Genomic DNA, 15,624 nt, shown 5'->3' with positions numbered 1-15,624 from the left:
GTAGGAGAAAGAAACCAATCCACAGTATCTTAAAATAGCATAGTCTAACCTGTAGAAAAGGTAAAGAATGACTATGACAATACTAATAGTAGGAGAATGACAATGGATCAACAAATGTTTTGCTTTCAGTGTGAACAGACAGCCGGATGTGCCGGGTGTACAGGGAAAAAGGGCGTGTGCGGAAAGAGTGAAAAGACCGCAAGGCTGCAGGATGAGCTGACGGGGGCGCTGATCGGGCTGGCCCGGGCCACAAATGGAGGTACTCTTTACACGGATGATACATGGAAGATATTTATAGAAGGGCTGTTTACCACGGTCACCAACGTCAATTTTCATGACGATACGATCCGTGAGCTCATGGGACGGGTCCATGAGGATAAGGATAAGCTGGCGCCTATGTGCTCCGGCTGCGGAGCCCCCTGCGGTAAAACCGGGGACTACGATCTCTCGCGTCTCTGGCATGCCGACGAGGACATTCGCAGCCTGAAATCCCTGATCCTTTTCGGGATACGGGGCATGGCGGCCTATGCGTACCATGCCATGGCTCTGGGCTACACGGACGAGGAGCTGAACCGGTTTTTCTGCAAGGCGCTGTTTGCCGTGGGGGAGGACTGGAGCATGGAAGAGCTGCTGCCGATCGTCATGGAGGTGGGAAAATACAACCTTGCCTGCATGGAGCTGCTGGATCAGGCAAACACGGAGACCTTCGGCGCGCCGGTTCCAACGGAGGTGCCGCTTACAGTGGAGAAAGGCCCTTTTATCGTCATCTCCGGGCATGACCTGCTAGATCTGAAGCTGCTGCTTGAGCAGACGGAGGGAAAAGGGATCAATGTGTATACACACGGCGAGATGCTCCCGGCTCACGGGTATCCGGAGCTGAAGAAATATCCCCATCTGAAGGGGAATTTCGGCACTGCCTGGCAGAACCAGAAAAAGGAATTTGCGGGCATCCCGGCCCCGGTTCTCTTTACGACCAACTGCCTGATGCCGCCCGCCGGCAGCTATGCGGACAGGGTGTTTACCACGGAGGTGGTCTCCTACCCGGAGATTGTCCATATCGGCTCTGATAAAGACTTTACGCCTGTCATCGAGAAGGCCCTAGCCCTGGGCGGATACACAGAGGATCAGCCCTTTGCCGGCATCAACGGGGGAAGGACAGTGACAACAGGATTTGGCCACGATGCGGTCCTTGGCCTGGCTGACCGGATTGTTGAAGCGGTGAAGGCCGGAGATATCAGGCATTTCTTCCTTGTTGGAGGATGCGACGGCGCCCGTCCCGGCAGGAACTATTACACGGAGTTTGTGAAGCAGACGCCGGAGGATGCGGTGGTGCTCACGCTGGCCTGCGGCAAATACCGCTTTAACGACCTGGACCTGGGAACCATCGGCGGCCTGCCCCGTCTCATGGACATAGGGCAATGCAACGATGCCTTTAGCGCCATCAAAATTGCAACGGCGCTTGCGGACGCCTTTGGCTGCGGTGTAAACGAGCTCCCCTTGTCCATGGTTCTCTCCTGGTATGAGCAGAAGGCGGTCTGCATCCTTCTGACGCTGCTCTATCTGGGCATCACAGACATCCGACTGGGGCCGACTCTCCCGGCGTTCATCTCCCCCAACGTGCTCAGCTATCTGGTGGAGCACTATCATATCGCCCCTGTCAGCACGCCGGAGGAGGATCTGAAGGCGCTGCTGCACGAGGGAGAGTAGAAAAAGCAGAAGGGAAAATTTTGAAAATCCATTTGACTTTTTCTCAAATAAGGTGCTAACATATTTACGTTGAGTAGCAAAAATGCGTAAGTCCAAACAGGACCTGCGCATTTTTTTTTTCTTTTTGAAATTTGATAAAGGAGTGATTTTTTTGTCTGATCAAACAAACCATGGGAAAACACTGACAGTGAGCATCCTGTCCCTGTCTTTGCTGACAGTCATGGCAGGCGCCGCCGTAGCACCTGCGCTGGGGGTCATTCAGGCTCACTTTGCCGATACGGATCAGCTTTTTGTGCAGATGGTCATCAGTGTGCCGGCGCTGTTCATTGTGATTACCAACTTTATTTTTCCAAAGCTCTGCAAGGTGTTCGGAGCCAGGACACTGGTGCTCATGGGCCTTCTGCTCTACACGGTGGGCGGCTGTGCGGCCGGACTTTTTGATAACATTTTCGCAGTGCTCGTGACGCGCGCCCTGGTGGGGATCGGCGTGGGCATCATCATGCCTCTGTCCACCGGGCTTTTGTCCTACTACTACCGCCCGGAGCAGCAGGTGGGCCTGATGGGCTATTCCTCTGCCATGAACCAGATGGGCGGCGTCATCGCCACGCTGCTGTCCGGCCTTCTGGCAAACGTCAGCTGGCGTGTCAGCTTCCTGGTGTACCTGATGGGCCTCATCAGCATTGTGCTCTGCCTGTTTTTCCTGCCCAATGACAGGATCACGCAGGAGGCCCCGGCGAAAGAGGGCAGAGGGAAAAAGGAGGCTTCCGGAGGAGCCGGCGTGTTCCGGTCCAATATCGTGTACATTCTGGCCATGTTCCTTTTGATGTCCGCCTTCTTCATCTACCCGGCCAACTTTGCCCTGGAGACCGTCTCCGAGGGGATCATCCCCCAGAATTATATCGCGGTCATCATGGCGGGCATGGACTTTATCGCGTTCTGCGGAGGTCTTCTGTTCGTGCGAGCTAAGATGCTGCTGGGCGGAAAGACGAAGTTCTTGGCGCCCCTTTGCTTCCTGATCGGGTATCTGCTGCTGGCTCTGCTGGGCGGCTGGGCAGGTACCCTTTTGGGCTCCATCTTTGTGGGCTTTGCCAACGGTGCGGGCATCCCCTTCATCATGTCGGAGGCGTCCATGAAGGCGGGCAAGGCGGCGGCCACTACAGTGATGCCGCTGATCTCTGCGGCCCTGTACCTGGCACAGTTTGTGTCGCCGATGCTGATGTCCGTTGTGACAGCCATCTTCGGAGGGACAGTCGCCCATCTGCCCTATTTCTTTGCTATTGTGCTGTCCGTCCTCTTTGTGCTCTGGTCCGCGCTGATACCGAGTGGAAAATCGGAGTAAAAAGCCTGTCTTTCCCAGGGCTGATGATGTATAATAAGGCCATAAAAGCAGGAGGCTAAAGGGATGCCATATTTTCATTATCAGTCAAAAAAGATTTATTACAGGGAAACAGGCTTTGGAAAGCCGCTTGTCATGCTTCACGGTGATACGGCTTCGTCTGTCATGTTTGAATTTCTGCTGCCCTTGTATCAGGAAAGCTTTCGGGTGATCCTGATGGATTTCCTGGGAAACGGCAAGTCAGACAGAGTAGAAGGGTTTCCGGAAAATCTCTGGATCACAGAGGCTGAACAGGTCATTGGGCTTATTGAACACCTGAAGCTTGAGAAGGTAAATCTTCTGGGAACAAGCGGCGGGGCCTGGGTTGCTGTCAATACAGCATTAAAGCGGCCTGACCTTATAGACAGGGTTGTCGCTGACAGCTTTGACGGCAGAACCTTGCATGAGGACTTTGCGGAAAATCTGTTGAAAGAAAGAGCCTTTGCCAAGCAGGACCTTCATGCCAGACAATTCTACGAATGGTGTCAGGGCGAAGCCTGGGAAGCTGTCGTGGATCTGAATACCCAGGCGCTCACAAAATGTGCCGAGGACAGGATACCTCTGTTCTGCAGGCCGCTGGAGGATTTGCGCACCCCGATCCTATTTGTGGGAAGCGCAGAGGACGAGATGTGCCGCGGGGATATGGAGGAGGAATACGCGCAGATGAGCAGGCTCGTACAAGATGGCACGGTACACATGTTCAAGACAGGCGGACATCCGGCCGTCCTGACAAACGCAGAGCCGTTTGCCGGAGTTGTTATCGAATATCTCGGCAGCTAGTTTTTAAATAATACTGTTTTATCGACTTACCCCCTTTTGGCGCTATGATTTATTCACATGATCGTGGCGCAAAAGGGGGTTTTTGAGATAAATACGACTGAGAATAGAGAAAAATGCGTAGGTATGTGGCGGATATTCGATTAGTCTCTAACATCCTCAATTTTATATGTATCAAAGATATCAATTATGATAAAATGATAAGTAATTAAGCAGTTAAGGAGAATATTGATTTTACAAATATAGATAATAACGATTTTGCTATTGTGGATCTGATGTTTGAAAACAGGATCGGCATTACTCGTGATCTGACGGAAAAACTGACAGAGATGTGATTTGATAATTGCATGTGAAGAGAGGTGAAATCTGTGAATTTTGATATGTCCCAATTTGATTACTACTGTGAAGATAACCGTCGCGAGGTAAAAAAAGCAAAAGGCGGACTTCCAAATTCATTGTGGGAGACATACTCGGCCTTCGCTAACTGCTATGGCGGCGTCATTATCCTTGGCGTAAAAGAAAATAAAGACGGCAGCTGGTATATGACCGGGCTGGACAATGCGGCAAAACTGCGAAAAGACTTCTGGGATACGATTAATAATAAAAATAAGGTTTCGGTAAATCTGCTGACGGACGATGATGTGGATATATTTGAAGAAAACAACGGCATCATAATGGTTATCCGTGTCCCAAGGGCAAAGCGTGAACAGAAGCCGGTATATATAAATGGAGATATGTTTAGTGGAAGCTTCCGTAGAAACTGGGAGGGCGATTATCACTGTGACAGCAGCGAAGTGCTTGCGATGCTCCGGGATCAGCCGGAAGAAACTGCAGATATGAAAATTTTGCAGGATATGTCTCTTGAAGTGCTTAATCCAGAGACTGTGCGTGCCTACCGCAACCGGCATACGGCGTATCGAACAGAACATGTATGGGAAAGGCTGAGCGATGAAGAATATTTGGAGAGGATAGGAGCTGCAAAGCTGTCTGTCAGAGATCATAGTTTGCACCCCACGGCTGCCGGACTTCTTATGTTTGGAGAAGAGTATAAGATTTTATATGAATTCCCTGAGTATTTTCTGGACTACAGGGAAGTACTTGATCCGACAATACGCTGGACGGATAGGCTGCAGTCCAGTTCGGGCGACTGGACGGGGAATTTATTTGATTTTTTCTTTAGGGTTTACGGGAAGATTGTCAGAGATTTGAAAATCCCCTTTAAGCTGGATGGTATAACTCGGGTAGATGATACACCTGTACACAAGGCATTGAGAGAAGCTTTGGCAAACTGTATCGTAAATACAGACTTTTATTTCCCGAGAGGGATTGTGATCCGGAAAGATGCAGATTCTATCGTAATGGAGAATCCGGGAAGTATCCGGACTGGAAAGGCCCAGATGCTTAAGGGAGGTATTTCGGACCCGAGAAACAAAGCTTTGATGAAGATGTTTAATCTGATTGGCATTGGTGAGAGAGCCGGAAGCGGCGTGCCGGATATATACAGCGTGTGGGAACAGCAGGGGTGGAAACAACCGGAAGTCATAGAAGAATATGGACCCGACAGAACCATTTTGAAATTATCGTTTGTAAAAAAGGCGGCGATAAAAAACGGCGATAAAAAAGTGGCGATAAAAAACGGCGATAAAAAACAAATAACAAAAAACACAGAGATACAGTTGGAATATATTCTGGAATATATGACCCCTGATCGGGAATATAAGACGAGTGAAATAGCAGCAGAGATTGGTTTAAAGAAGTCGAGAGCCAGAGAACTGGTAAATGAACTTGTGAAATCAGGCAGAATAGAAGCAATAGGGAAAAATAAAGGCCGCAGATACAGAATTTTATAAAATGGTTTTCTGCCTCGAAAACAATGCTTTATCGACTTACACCCCTTTTTGTGCTATGATAATACAGTCATTATTACAGTACAGAAAGGGGTATTTTCATGGAAAATACGTCTGAAAATAGAACAAACCGTGCGGATATGCGGCCCGCGGACCACCTATGCGTCGGCCTTGTGGCCCATGTGGACGCGGGCAAGACCACGCTGGCGGAGGGAATTTTATACACTACGGGACAGATCCGGAAGCTGGGACGGGTGGATCACAGGGACGCCTTCCTGGACACAGACCAGATGGAGAAGGACCGGGGGATCACCATCTTTTCCAAGCAGGCGGAGACAGTCATCGGGGATAAGAAGGTGACCCTCCTGGACACGCCGGGGCATGTGGACTTCTCGGCGGAGATGGAGCGGACTTTACAGGTGCTGGACTATGCGGTTCTTGCCATCAGCGGCGCGGACGGCGTCCAGGGGCATGTGGAGACCCTGTGGCATCTTCTGGAGAGATACCATATCCCGGTCTTTCTCTTTGTCAACAAGATGGATCAGGAGGGGACCGATGAGAGGACGCTTATGGAGGAGCTGAAAAAACGGCTTTCCGACGAGTGCGAGGACTTTTCCGATCCGGAGGATTTCGAAGAGCGGATGGCCCTCCACGACGAGGCGCTGCTGGAGCGTTTTCTGGAGGGAGAGGCCCCGGGTGAGGAGAGTGTCCGGGGACTGATCCGGGAGAGGCGGATTTTCCCCTGCTTCTTCGGCTCAGCGCTGAAGATGGAGGGAGTGGAGGAGTTCCTTCAGGGACTGGGAACCTACATGGAATACCCCCGGTATCCGGAGGAATTTGGCGCCAGAGTGTACAAGATCACAAGGGATACCTCCGGGCAGAGGCTGACCCACCTGAAGGTGACCGGGGGATGCCTGCGGGTGAAGATGAGCATGGACGCCTATATGTCGGACTCAGACACTGGGAAAGGGGCCGGACAGAAGGTGGATCAGATCCGAATCTACGCGGGAAACAGCTTTCAGACCGTGCAAGAGGCGGGCCCCGGCGTGGTATGCGCTGTCACCGGGCTTTTGGGGACTCATTCCGGCCAGGGGCTGGGATATGAGACAGCCTCAGTTCTTCCGGTGCTGGAGCCGGTTCTCACCTACCGGGTACTGCCTCCGGCTGCCTGCGATGTGCACGGCCTCTATCTGAAGCTGAAGACGCTGGAGGAGGAGATACCGGAGCTTCACATCGTGTGGAGGGAGGAGACGAAAGAGATCCACACCCAGATCATGGGGGAGGTGCAGATCGATGTCCTGAAATCCCTGATCCGGGAGCGGTTTAGTGCGGCGGTCTCCTTTGACGAGGGGAGCATCGTGTACAAGGAGACCATAGAGGACGCTGTGGAGGGCGTGGGCCATTTTGAGCCCCTGCGCCACTACGCGGAGGTGCACCTTCTGCTGGAACCTGGGGAGAGGGGAAGCGGCCTGGAATTTGACACGGCCTGCAGCCGGGATATGCTGGACATCAACTGGCAGCGGCTGATTCTGACCCATCTGGAGGAGAAGCAGCACAGAGGAGTGCTGACGGGGGCCCCGATCACGGACATGAAGATCACTCTCATTGCCGGCCGAGCCCACCAGAAGCACACGGAGGGCGGAGATTTCCGGCAGGCCACTTACCGGGCTGTCCGTCAGGGGCTGATGAAAGCCCGGTCTGTCCTTCTGGAGCCCTGGTACGAGTTCCGGATCGAGGTGCCCCAGGAGATGATCGGGCGGGCCATGACCGATGTGCAGAGGATGAATGGCCGGTTTGAATCCCCTGTGGTGGGGGAGGAGACGGCGGTGCTGACAGGCAGTGCTCCGGTGGCCTCCATGCAGGGGTACATGCGGGAGGTGCTGTCCTACACTGGCGGCAGAGGGCGCTTTTCCTGCCGGCTGAAGGGGTACGAGCCCTGCCATAACCCGGAGGAGGTCATCAGCGCGGCCCGGTATGATCCGGAGGGGGATCTGGAAAATCCCTCTTCCTCCGTATTCTGCTCCCACGGGGCCGGGTTTGTGGTGCCCTGGCAGCAGGTGGAGGAGTACATGCACGTGGAGGGGATGGACACAGGGGAGGAGAAGCCAAAGGAGGAGCTGCTCACCGTTCTGGAGGAGCGAAAGAGGCGCATCCACTCAGAGGTCATCGATGAGGAGGAGTTGAAGTCCATCTTTGCCCGGACCTATGGAAACGCGGGCCAGAAACGGACCGGGTGGAAGCGGACTGTCCGCACTTCCCCGGATACATACAGGGCAAAGGGTACCCCCAAAAAGAGGGGAAGAGAGTACCTCCTTGTGGACGGGTACAACATTATTTTTGCCTGGGACGACCTGAAGGAACTGGCGGAGGAGAATATTGAGGCGGCCAGAAACAAGCTGATGGACGTGCTCTGCGACTACCAGGGCTACAGGCGCATGACGGTGATCCTCGTCTTTGACGCCTACAAGGTGCCGGGAAATCCCGGCGAGGTGCAGAAATACCACAACATCCATGTGGTTTACACCCGGGAGGCGGAGACGGCGGATCAGTATATTGAGAAGACGGTTCACGACATGGCAAGGGAGCACCAGGTGACGGTTGCCACATCCGATGGGATGGAGCAGATCATCATCATGGGGCAGGGAGCCCGGCGCATCTCGGCCAGGGACCTTCTGGCGGAGATCCGGGAGTCCAGAAGGGAGCTGCGCGCCCTGCATCTTGACCCGGCCCCGAAGATGAAGAGGTACCTTCTGGAGGATGTGCCCCCGGAGGTGCTGGAGGATCTGAAAAAGAAGGAGTAATCCTCCTTTTCAGATAAAGAATTTATGCTATAATGGACATGGACTGACAGGTCCGGAAAGGATGTTTTTCAAAGTGAGAGAACAGCTGACCAGACAGGACGTGGAGAAGATTGAAAAAGAGATCGAGTACAGAAAGCTGGTTGTGAGAAAAAATGCTATAGAGGCAGTGAAGGAGGCCAGGTCCCACGGGGATCTGAGCGAGAATTTTGAGTACCATGCGGCAAAGAAGGACAAGAACCAGAATGAGAGCCGCATCCGCTATCTGGAGAGGATGCTGAAGACAGCCCGCATTGTGAAGGACGACGCGGCGGACGACGAGGTGGGCCTCGACAAAAAGGTGGAGGTTTATTTTGAGGATGACGATGAGACGGAAGTCTTTAAGCTGGTCACATCCGTCAGGGGAAGCTCCCTGAACGGAAAGATCAGCATAGAGTCCCCCATCGGCAAGGCGATCATGAAGCACCGGGCAGGGGACAGAGTGTATGTGAAAGTCAATGACAACGCGGGCTACTATGTGGTGATCCGCTCCGTGGAGAAGACCGACGGGGAGGAAGAGGACGCCATACGGAAATATTAGAAATCAGATCCTAAGGAGGAGAAAGATGGAGCGGATGATACTGGAACAGGTGGAGAAAAAAGCGGAGGTGCTGACAGACGCCCTTCCCTATATCAGGGATTTTAACCGGCAGGTGGCGGTCATTGAGTACGGCTGCAGGAAATACATGAGCCCGGTGGGCGAGCAGGAGCTGATGAGGGATATTGCCCTCTTAAAGACCGTGGGCATGAAGCCGGTAGTGGTGCACGGCGCCCCCATTGGCGTGGATAAATTCAGGGAGAACAAAAGGGTAGCCAAGCTTCTGGAGCTGTGCGGCACCAAGGCCATCGGCATCTGCGGTATGGACATGGAGACCCCCTCCATCATGCTGGAAAACGGCTATATCCCTGTCATCATGCCCAATGACATTGACACGGAGAATGTGGAGATCGATCCCATCGATGCGGCGCTTGATGTGGCCGTGGGGCTGGGGGCTGACAAGCTGGTCTATCTCTCCTCCCACAGAGGGATATGGAAGGACGAGGAGAGGACAGAAGTTTACAGCTGCCTGACCGTTGCGCAGGTGCGGGAGATGCTCAGCCAGGGAAAAGTGACAGAGGGAGTCATCTCCAGAGTGGAGAGAGGGCTGAAGGCCATTGAGAGGGGCGTGAACCGTGTCAACCTCCTGGACGGAAGGATGGACCATGCCCTTCTGCTGGAATTTTTCAGCGTGGCCGGCGTGGGCACGGTGATGATCCAGGATGAGAGCCGTCTGTATGCACACGAGAAGGATGAATAAATGAAAAGAGAGAGAAGCTTTCAGAGGAAGCTGCTGCCTATTATACTGCTCCTGGCGGCAGTTCCTCTTTTTCTTTTCTCCATAGTGGCTCTGGTCAGTCTGCGCAGTATTCTGGTAGACCGGTACGAGGAGCAGGTGGAGAGCGACCTTGGGCAGTCGGAGAAACTGATGAACATTACCCTGGATCGATACGAGGCGGTCCTGGATGCCGCGGCCTCTGATGAGGAGTTCCTGGATACCGCAAAAAAGGCGGCGCAGGGGCAGGAGCTCGCCGGGGAGGATCAGGAGGCGCTGTACAGACAGCTGGAGCGGCTTGCCCGGCAGAGCTCTGGGGCAGCGGGGGCCGCCCTTCTGCTGGAGAACGGCGGCGCCTTCTTTTTCGACCAGCCGGATCAGACTCCAAAGGGGAGTGAATGGATGGAGGCGGCTGCCGGGGACTGGAGAGAGCAGGCAGATAAGGCGGGAGATTTTTTCTACAGCTCTCTGTCCGGAGAGGCCTTCTCGGAGGAGGATGACAAGCATGTCTTTGGAGTTTTCCGCCGTCTCCCGGCATCTCCGGAGGGCAGGCAGACGGGGGCGCTGGCACTCTGGCTGGATGCGGAGGTTCTGCGGGACACCCTGGCCGGGGAGCGGGGGATCAAGAGCTTTGTCAGCGATGGTGAGGTCATCATCGCCGCCACAGAGTCTGAGGACATGGGAGAATCACCCGCCCGGGCCTCACGGGGAGACTACTATATACAGAGTGTGATCCAGCAGGATACAGGGTGGAAGATCACAGAGCTGTACTCCCTGGAGCGGTATCACTATACCCTGTTCAGCCAGCTTGCCTTTGAGGTTCTCATCGGCGTTGCGGTCATGGCTGTCCTGGGTGCGGCAGCCTATCTCATGAGTGTGCCCATGGTCCGGGCGGTGCGAGGGATCGCGGCGGCGATGGCAGCCGCCAGGGAGGGCGATTACTCTGTCCGGGTGGAGGAAAACCCGAAGAGTCCCTATGAGCTGAACACCATTGCCACAGGCTTTAACAGCCTGGCGGAGCAGACGGAGCGGCTCATCCGTCAGCTCAAGCAGACAGCGGAGGAGCAGAAGAATGCGGAGCTGCAGGCGCTGGAGGCCCAGATTGACCCTCATTTTCTCTACAATACGCTGGACACTATCAACTGGAAGGCCATAGAGAAGGATGAGATGGAGATCAGCGAGATGGTGGGCGCCCTGGCGGATATCCTGCGCTACTCGGTCATCAACGCGGGGGAGGAGTCTCCCATCCGGAGCGAGCTGTACTGGCTCAGACAGTATGTGCTTCTGCAGCAGGAAAAGCTGGGAAAGGAGATCCAGGTGACAGAGGAGGTGCCTGAGGGGATCCTGAACATGAAGATACATAAGCTCCTCCTGCAGCCCTTTGTGGAGAACAGCATCCGGCACGGCTTCCGGGGCAAAGAGGGGGAGTGCTGCCTGAAGATCCGTATGACCCTGGAGGGCGGGATGCTCCATATCCAGCTGGAGGACAATGGCCGGGGCATGGCCGGGACGGACCTTGACAGGCTGGAGGACGAGGACAGGACCCGGACCTGGACCGGACATGTGGGCGTGGAGAATGTGCGGAAGCGCCTGCGGCTGTACTATTCAGACAAAGCCTATCTGCGGTTTGAGAGCCAGGAGGGAGTATTTACAAGGGTTCATATTTATATTCCTGTACCGGAAGGAGAGGTGGATGTACATGAAGATCGTGATCGTGGAGGACGAGGCGGCCATACGCAAGGGGATGGCGGGGCTGATACCCAGACTCAGTCCGGCCTATGAGGTGGCCGGCACAGCCTCCGACGGCGGAGAGGGACTGGAGCTGATCCGGCGGGAAAAGCCGGATCTGGTGATACTGGACATCCGCATGCCGGGTATGGACGGGCTGGCCATGTTAAGAGAGCTGCGCAGTGAGGGAAATGCCTGCCGGGCTATCGTGCTTTCTGCCTACTCGGATTTTGACTATGCGAAGACGGCCATTGACCTGGGCGTGGAGAGCTATATCCTGAAGCCTGTGAAGGTCAGAGAGCTGGAGGATGTTCTGCGGCTGACGCAGGCCCGTATCCGTCAGGAGGAGGAAGAGAAGATCCGTTACACCCCCGGTAAGGCCTTTCTCTCCGCTCTGGCGGGGGAGGTGGAGGCGGATCCCTATGTGAGAAAGAGGCTGAAGGAGGAGTACGGCCTTGTGCCGGACGGGCTGACCGGAATTTTCATCATCTGGCTGGGAAAGGATTACGGGGTGTACAGCGACAGAGTGCGGGACGCCCTGGAGCCCCTGGGCTCCAGGAGCGGTCTGTTTTCCATCTGTGCCCTGGAGCGGAAAAAGCGGCAGCTTGTGCTGGCTGCTCTCTATCAGGTGGAGGATCAGGAAAAGGCACAGGAGTATCTTAGAAAGAAGGCGGCGCCTATGCTCTCCGGGCTCACCGGGGGGAAGGCCGTCATGGGATTGATCTGGTGCGGCGGTCTTGCCGGTTTCCATGAGGCGGCTGTCCGTCTATGCGATGTCCTGGATTACAGCCTGACAGAGGGAACGGGAAGGCTTATCGTTTACGGGGAGAGGGACAGAGAGGTACATACCTTCAAGTATCCCCTGGAGCTCGAGGCGAAGACAAAGCAGGCGCTTCTCCAGAACGCCGGGGAACTGGACCGGTGCGTTCGGAGGTTTCTCGACTACTGCGAGGAGGGACATTTTCCGCCCCGAGAGGTAAAAGAGGGGTGTTTCCGGTATTTCAATATGATCTGTCACGCGGCCGGCGAGTACGGGCGCGCTGTGCCGGGGGCATCGGAGATGTCCCGTTGGATGGAGGAGATCCTGGAGGCAGTGACCTGGGAACAGATCCGGGAAATCTTTTCCAGGCTGACCGGCAGCCTGGAGCAGGAGGGGGACAGCGGCGCGGATGAGGAGAGTCTTCTTGTGAGGAAGGCCAGGAAGATGATTCTGGAATACTACAGCCAGGGGATCACCCTGGAGGAGATCGCTTCCAGGCTGGGCGTGTCCGATGAGTATCTGAGCACCCGGCTCAAAAAGGAGACGGGGAGCACCTTTACCGAGATTATGAGGACAGTCCGCATGGACAAAATCAAGGAGCTGCTCGTGAGCACAAATATGAAGCTGTCCCAGATTGCTGACGCTGCCGGGTATTCGGATCCCAAGTACATGAGCCGCATTTTCCGCGAGGAGGTGGGAATGCTGCCGCTGGAATACAGAAAAATACATCTTTAGACAAAAACAGATTAAAAAATTACTCCTTTTTTAAAAATATACGCCTGTCATCCTGGCAATAATCTTATATGATAATGACTGACAGAACTAAGACAGACAGAAACGAATATATAGTTTTAAGAAAATTTTTGGAAAAGGAGAAGTTGTATGGATCAGGTGAAAGTACAATTCAGGACGCCGGAAGAGGTGATGGATTTTACCAATGTTGTATCCAGGTATGAGTGCGACATGGATCTGAAGAAGAGCAGCAAAAAGGTTGTTGACGCCAAATCACTGCTCGGAATACTGGCTCTCGGACTGGAAAATGTTCTGGAGCTGTGTATTTATTCTGATGAGAGCTGTGAGGAAGTCGTGAAAGCCATCAGCCGATATGTGATAGCGTAAAAGGTGCCAGGGAGCAGTGACAGACTGTTCCCTGCTTTTCTTTTATAACGAATACTGATTAATGGTGGAAAAATATTCGTATATCTTATATAATGGAGAGAGTGGGAAACCAGCAAATACAAGATAAAGAGGAGAGTCACTCATGGAAATGTTGTCAATTGAAAAAGAATTACAGGAAAACTCCTACCCCGGAAGAGGGATCATCATCGGGAGGAGCGCCGACGGCAAAAAAGCTGTCACAGCCTATTTTATCATGGGCAGGAGCGAGAACAGCCGGAACCGCGTCTTCGTGGAGGACGGCGAGGGTATTCGCACCCAGGCCTTTGACGAGTCCAAGCTGACCGATCCGAGTCTGATCATCTACGCCCCTGTGCGGGTTCTTGGAAATAAGACCATTGTCACCAACGGAGACCAGACCGATACCATCTACGAGGGAATGGACAGGCAGATGACCTTTGAGCAGTCTCTGCGCAGCCGTGAGTTTGAGCCCGACGCGCCAAACTACACGCCGCGTATTTCCGGTATCATGCATGTGGAGGGCGGAAAATTCAATTACGCCATGTCTATCTTAAAGAGCAGGAACGGTGATCCGGGAAGCTGCTGCCGTTACACATTTGCCTACGAGAACGCCGTGCCGGGAGAGGGACATTTCATCCACACCTACATGCACGACGGCAATCCTCTTCCCAGCTTTGAGGGAGAGCCGAAGCGCATCGCCATCCCGGACGACATGGACGCCTTTGCGGACACGCTGTGGAGCAGCCTCAACGAGGACAACAAGGTCTCCCTGTTTGTGCGGTACATTGACATTGCCACAGGCACATACGAGTCAAAGATCATCAACAAGAATAAATAGAATACGATTTGCGGAGGGATAAGAAATGAAGGAACTGGAACTGAAATACGGATGCAACCCCAACCAGAAGCCGTCCAGGATCTATATGGCGGATGGGAGCGAGCTCCCCATCACCGTGCTGAACGGAAAGCCGGGGTATATCAATTTTCTTGACGCCTTTAACGGATGGCAGCTTGTGAAGGAGCTGAAGGAGGCCACCGGACTTCCGGCAGCCACCTCCTTCAAGCACGTGTCTCCCGCGGGAGCGGCTGTTGGCCTGCCCCTTACGGACACGCTGGCAAAGATCTACTGGGTGGACGACTTGGGAGAGCTCTCTCCCCTGGCCTGCGCCTACGCGAGGGCCAGAGGCGCTGACAGAATGTCCTCCTTCGGAGATTTTATTTCCCTGTCCGATGTCTGTGACGTGGACACAGCCCGCCTCATCAAGAGGGAGGTGTCCGACGGCGTCATCGCTCCCGGATACGAGCCGGAGGCGCTGGAGCTTTTGAAGCAGAAGAAAAAAGGAAACTACAACATCATCCAGATCGATCCCGACTATGTGCCGGCAGCTCTGGAGCACAAGGAAGTGTACGGCGTCACCTTTGAGCAGGGCAGAAATGAGCTCCATATCGGGGACGATTTCTTTGACAACATTGTGACGGAAAATAAAGAGATGCCAAAAGAGGCGAAGATAGACCTGGCCATTTCCATGATCACCCTGAAATACACCCAGTCCAACTCCGTCTGCTACGTAAAAGGCGGACAGGCCATCGGCATCGGGGCAGGCCAGCAGTCCCGTATCCACTGCACCAGACTGGCCGGACAGAAGGCGGACAACTGGTGGCTGCGCCAGTCACCGAAGGTGATGGGCCTGCAGTTCCTGGACAAGATCGGACGGGCCGACAGGGACAATGCCATTGACCTGTACATTGGGGATGAGTACATGGATGTGCTGGCTGATGGAAAATGGGAGCAGACCTTCAAGGTGAAGCCGGAGGTGTTCACAAAGGAGGAGAAGAGAGAATGGCTGGACAAGCTGACAGATGTAGCCCTCGGCTCCGATGCCTTCTTCCCCTTTGGCGACAACATTGAGAGAGCTTACAAGAGCGGCGTGAAGTACGTGGCTCAGCCGGGCGGCTCAGTCCGGGATGACAATGTTATCGAGGCATGCAACAGCCACGATATGGTGATGGCCTTCACGGGAATCCGCCTGTTCCATCATTAGGAAGCGAAATCCACAGAAAACCAGTTGTATATTTAGATAAAACGCAGTATAATATACAGGAAATGGCCGATTGTGCAAAAAAAACGGACAATCGGCCAAAA

At 54.0% G+C, this 15,624-nt stretch carries 12 protein-coding genes; all 12 read left to right on the top strand.

Annotated features, from left to right (window positions below; genetic code table 11):
* The first annotated feature begins 102 nt into the window (after positions 1 to 102).
* The 12 genes from hcp (at position 103) to FGQ86_RS09890 (ending at position 15,523) form a co-directional block, all read left to right on the top strand.
* On the top strand, positions 103 to 1,707 hold the full coding sequence (gene hcp, locus FGQ86_RS09945) for a hydroxylamine reductase (RefSeq protein WP_171031539.1): 1,605 nt from the start codon (positions 103 to 105) through the stop codon (positions 1,705 to 1,707).
* A 151-nt stretch (positions 1,708 to 1,858) separates the two neighbouring features.
* Positions 1,859 to 3,046: an MFS transporter gene (locus FGQ86_RS09940; RefSeq protein ID WP_171031538.1), complete on the top strand. Its 1,188-nt coding sequence runs from the start codon at positions 1,859 to 1,861 to the stop codon at positions 3,044 to 3,046.
* A 63-nt stretch (positions 3,047 to 3,109) separates the two neighbouring features.
* Positions 3,110 to 3,862, top strand: a complete 753-nt coding sequence (locus FGQ86_RS09935) for an alpha/beta hydrolase (protein ID WP_138303789.1) — start codon at positions 3,110 to 3,112, stop codon at positions 3,860 to 3,862.
* A gap of 365 nt (positions 3,863 to 4,227) precedes the next feature.
* On the top strand, positions 4,228 to 5,709 hold the full coding sequence (locus FGQ86_RS09930) for an RNA-binding domain-containing protein (RefSeq protein ID WP_138303787.1): 1,482 nt from the start codon (positions 4,228 to 4,230) through the stop codon (positions 5,707 to 5,709).
* 98 nt (positions 5,710 to 5,807) lie between these two features.
* A complete protein-coding gene (locus FGQ86_RS09925) occupies positions 5,808 to 8,507 on the top strand; it encodes a TetM/TetW/TetO/TetS family tetracycline resistance ribosomal protection protein (protein ID WP_138303784.1) in 2,700 nt (899 codons plus the stop codon).
* Positions 8,508 to 8,580: 73 nt separating this feature from the next.
* Positions 8,581 to 9,084: a transcription elongation factor GreA gene (gene greA / locus FGQ86_RS09920; protein ID WP_138303782.1), complete on the top strand. Its 504-nt coding sequence runs from the start codon at positions 8,581 to 8,583 to the stop codon at positions 9,082 to 9,084.
* A 25-nt stretch (positions 9,085 to 9,109) separates the two neighbouring features.
* Positions 9,110 to 9,841, top strand: coding sequence for an acetylglutamate kinase (locus FGQ86_RS09915; RefSeq protein ID WP_138303780.1), 732 nt, complete (start codon positions 9,110 to 9,112; stop codon positions 9,839 to 9,841).
* Entirely contained in the window at positions 9,842 to 11,638 is a 1,797-nt protein-coding gene (locus FGQ86_RS09910; RefSeq protein WP_138303778.1) for a sensor histidine kinase, read from the top strand.
* Positions 11,550 to 13,079 (top strand): response regulator, encoded by a 1,530-nt coding sequence (locus FGQ86_RS09905; protein WP_171031537.1) that lies wholly within the window; start codon positions 11,550 to 11,552, stop codon positions 13,077 to 13,079. Before FGQ86_RS09910 ends, FGQ86_RS09905 begins: the two co-directional genes overlap by 89 nt.
* 147 nt (positions 13,080 to 13,226) lie before the next feature.
* On the top strand, positions 13,227 to 13,463 hold the full coding sequence (locus FGQ86_RS09900) for an HPr family phosphocarrier protein (protein ID WP_087173325.1): 237 nt from the start codon (positions 13,227 to 13,229) through the stop codon (positions 13,461 to 13,463).
* 142 nt (positions 13,464 to 13,605) lie between these two features.
* Positions 13,606 to 14,319 carry an IMP cyclohydrolase gene (locus FGQ86_RS09895; protein ID WP_138303773.1) on the top strand — a complete coding sequence of 238 codons (714 nt, stop codon included), beginning with the start codon at positions 13,606 to 13,608 and terminating at the stop codon, positions 14,317 to 14,319.
* 25 nt (positions 14,320 to 14,344) lie between these two features.
* A complete protein-coding gene (locus FGQ86_RS09890; protein WP_138303771.1) occupies positions 14,345 to 15,523 on the top strand; it encodes a phosphoribosylaminoimidazolecarboxamide formyltransferase in 1,179 nt (392 codons plus the stop codon).
* The last annotated feature ends 101 nt before the right edge of the window (positions 15,524 to 15,624 follow it).

This window comes from Clostridium sp. BSD2780061688st1 H5, assembly GCF_005845155.1.
GTDB lineage: Bacteria > Bacillota > Clostridia > Lachnospirales > Lachnospiraceae > Claveliimonas > Claveliimonas intestinigallinarum.
Note: the sequence above shows the minus strand (reverse complement) of the source record. Positions and strands in the feature narration are given on the sequence as shown.

Excerpts from the sequence above, each read along its gene's own strand:
- FGQ86_RS09905 (WP_171031537.1), top strand. The coding sequence starts at position 11,550 with ATGTACATGAAGATCGTGATCGTGGAGGACGAGGCGGCCATACGCAAG.
- hcp (WP_171031539.1), top strand. The coding sequence starts at position 103 with ATGGATCAACAAATGTTTTGCTTTCAGTGTGAACAGACAGCCGGATGT.
- FGQ86_RS09935 (WP_138303789.1), top strand. The coding sequence starts at position 3,110 with ATGCCATATTTTCATTATCAGTCAAAAAAGATTTATTACAGGGAAACA.
- FGQ86_RS09915 (WP_138303780.1), top strand. The coding sequence starts at position 9,110 with ATGGAGCGGATGATACTGGAACAGGTGGAGAAAAAAGCGGAGGTGCTG.
- FGQ86_RS09925 (WP_138303784.1), top strand. The coding sequence starts at position 5,808 with ATGGAAAATACGTCTGAAAATAGAACAAACCGTGCGGATATGCGGCCC.
- FGQ86_RS09895 (WP_138303773.1), top strand. The coding sequence starts at position 13,606 with ATGGAAATGTTGTCAATTGAAAAAGAATTACAGGAAAACTCCTACCCC.
- FGQ86_RS09910 (WP_138303778.1), top strand. The coding sequence starts at position 9,842 with ATGAAAAGAGAGAGAAGCTTTCAGAGGAAGCTGCTGCCTATTATACTG.
- FGQ86_RS09900 (WP_087173325.1), top strand. The coding sequence starts at position 13,227 with ATGGATCAGGTGAAAGTACAATTCAGGACGCCGGAAGAGGTGATGGAT.
- FGQ86_RS09890 (WP_138303771.1), top strand. The coding sequence starts at position 14,345 with ATGAAGGAACTGGAACTGAAATACGGATGCAACCCCAACCAGAAGCCG.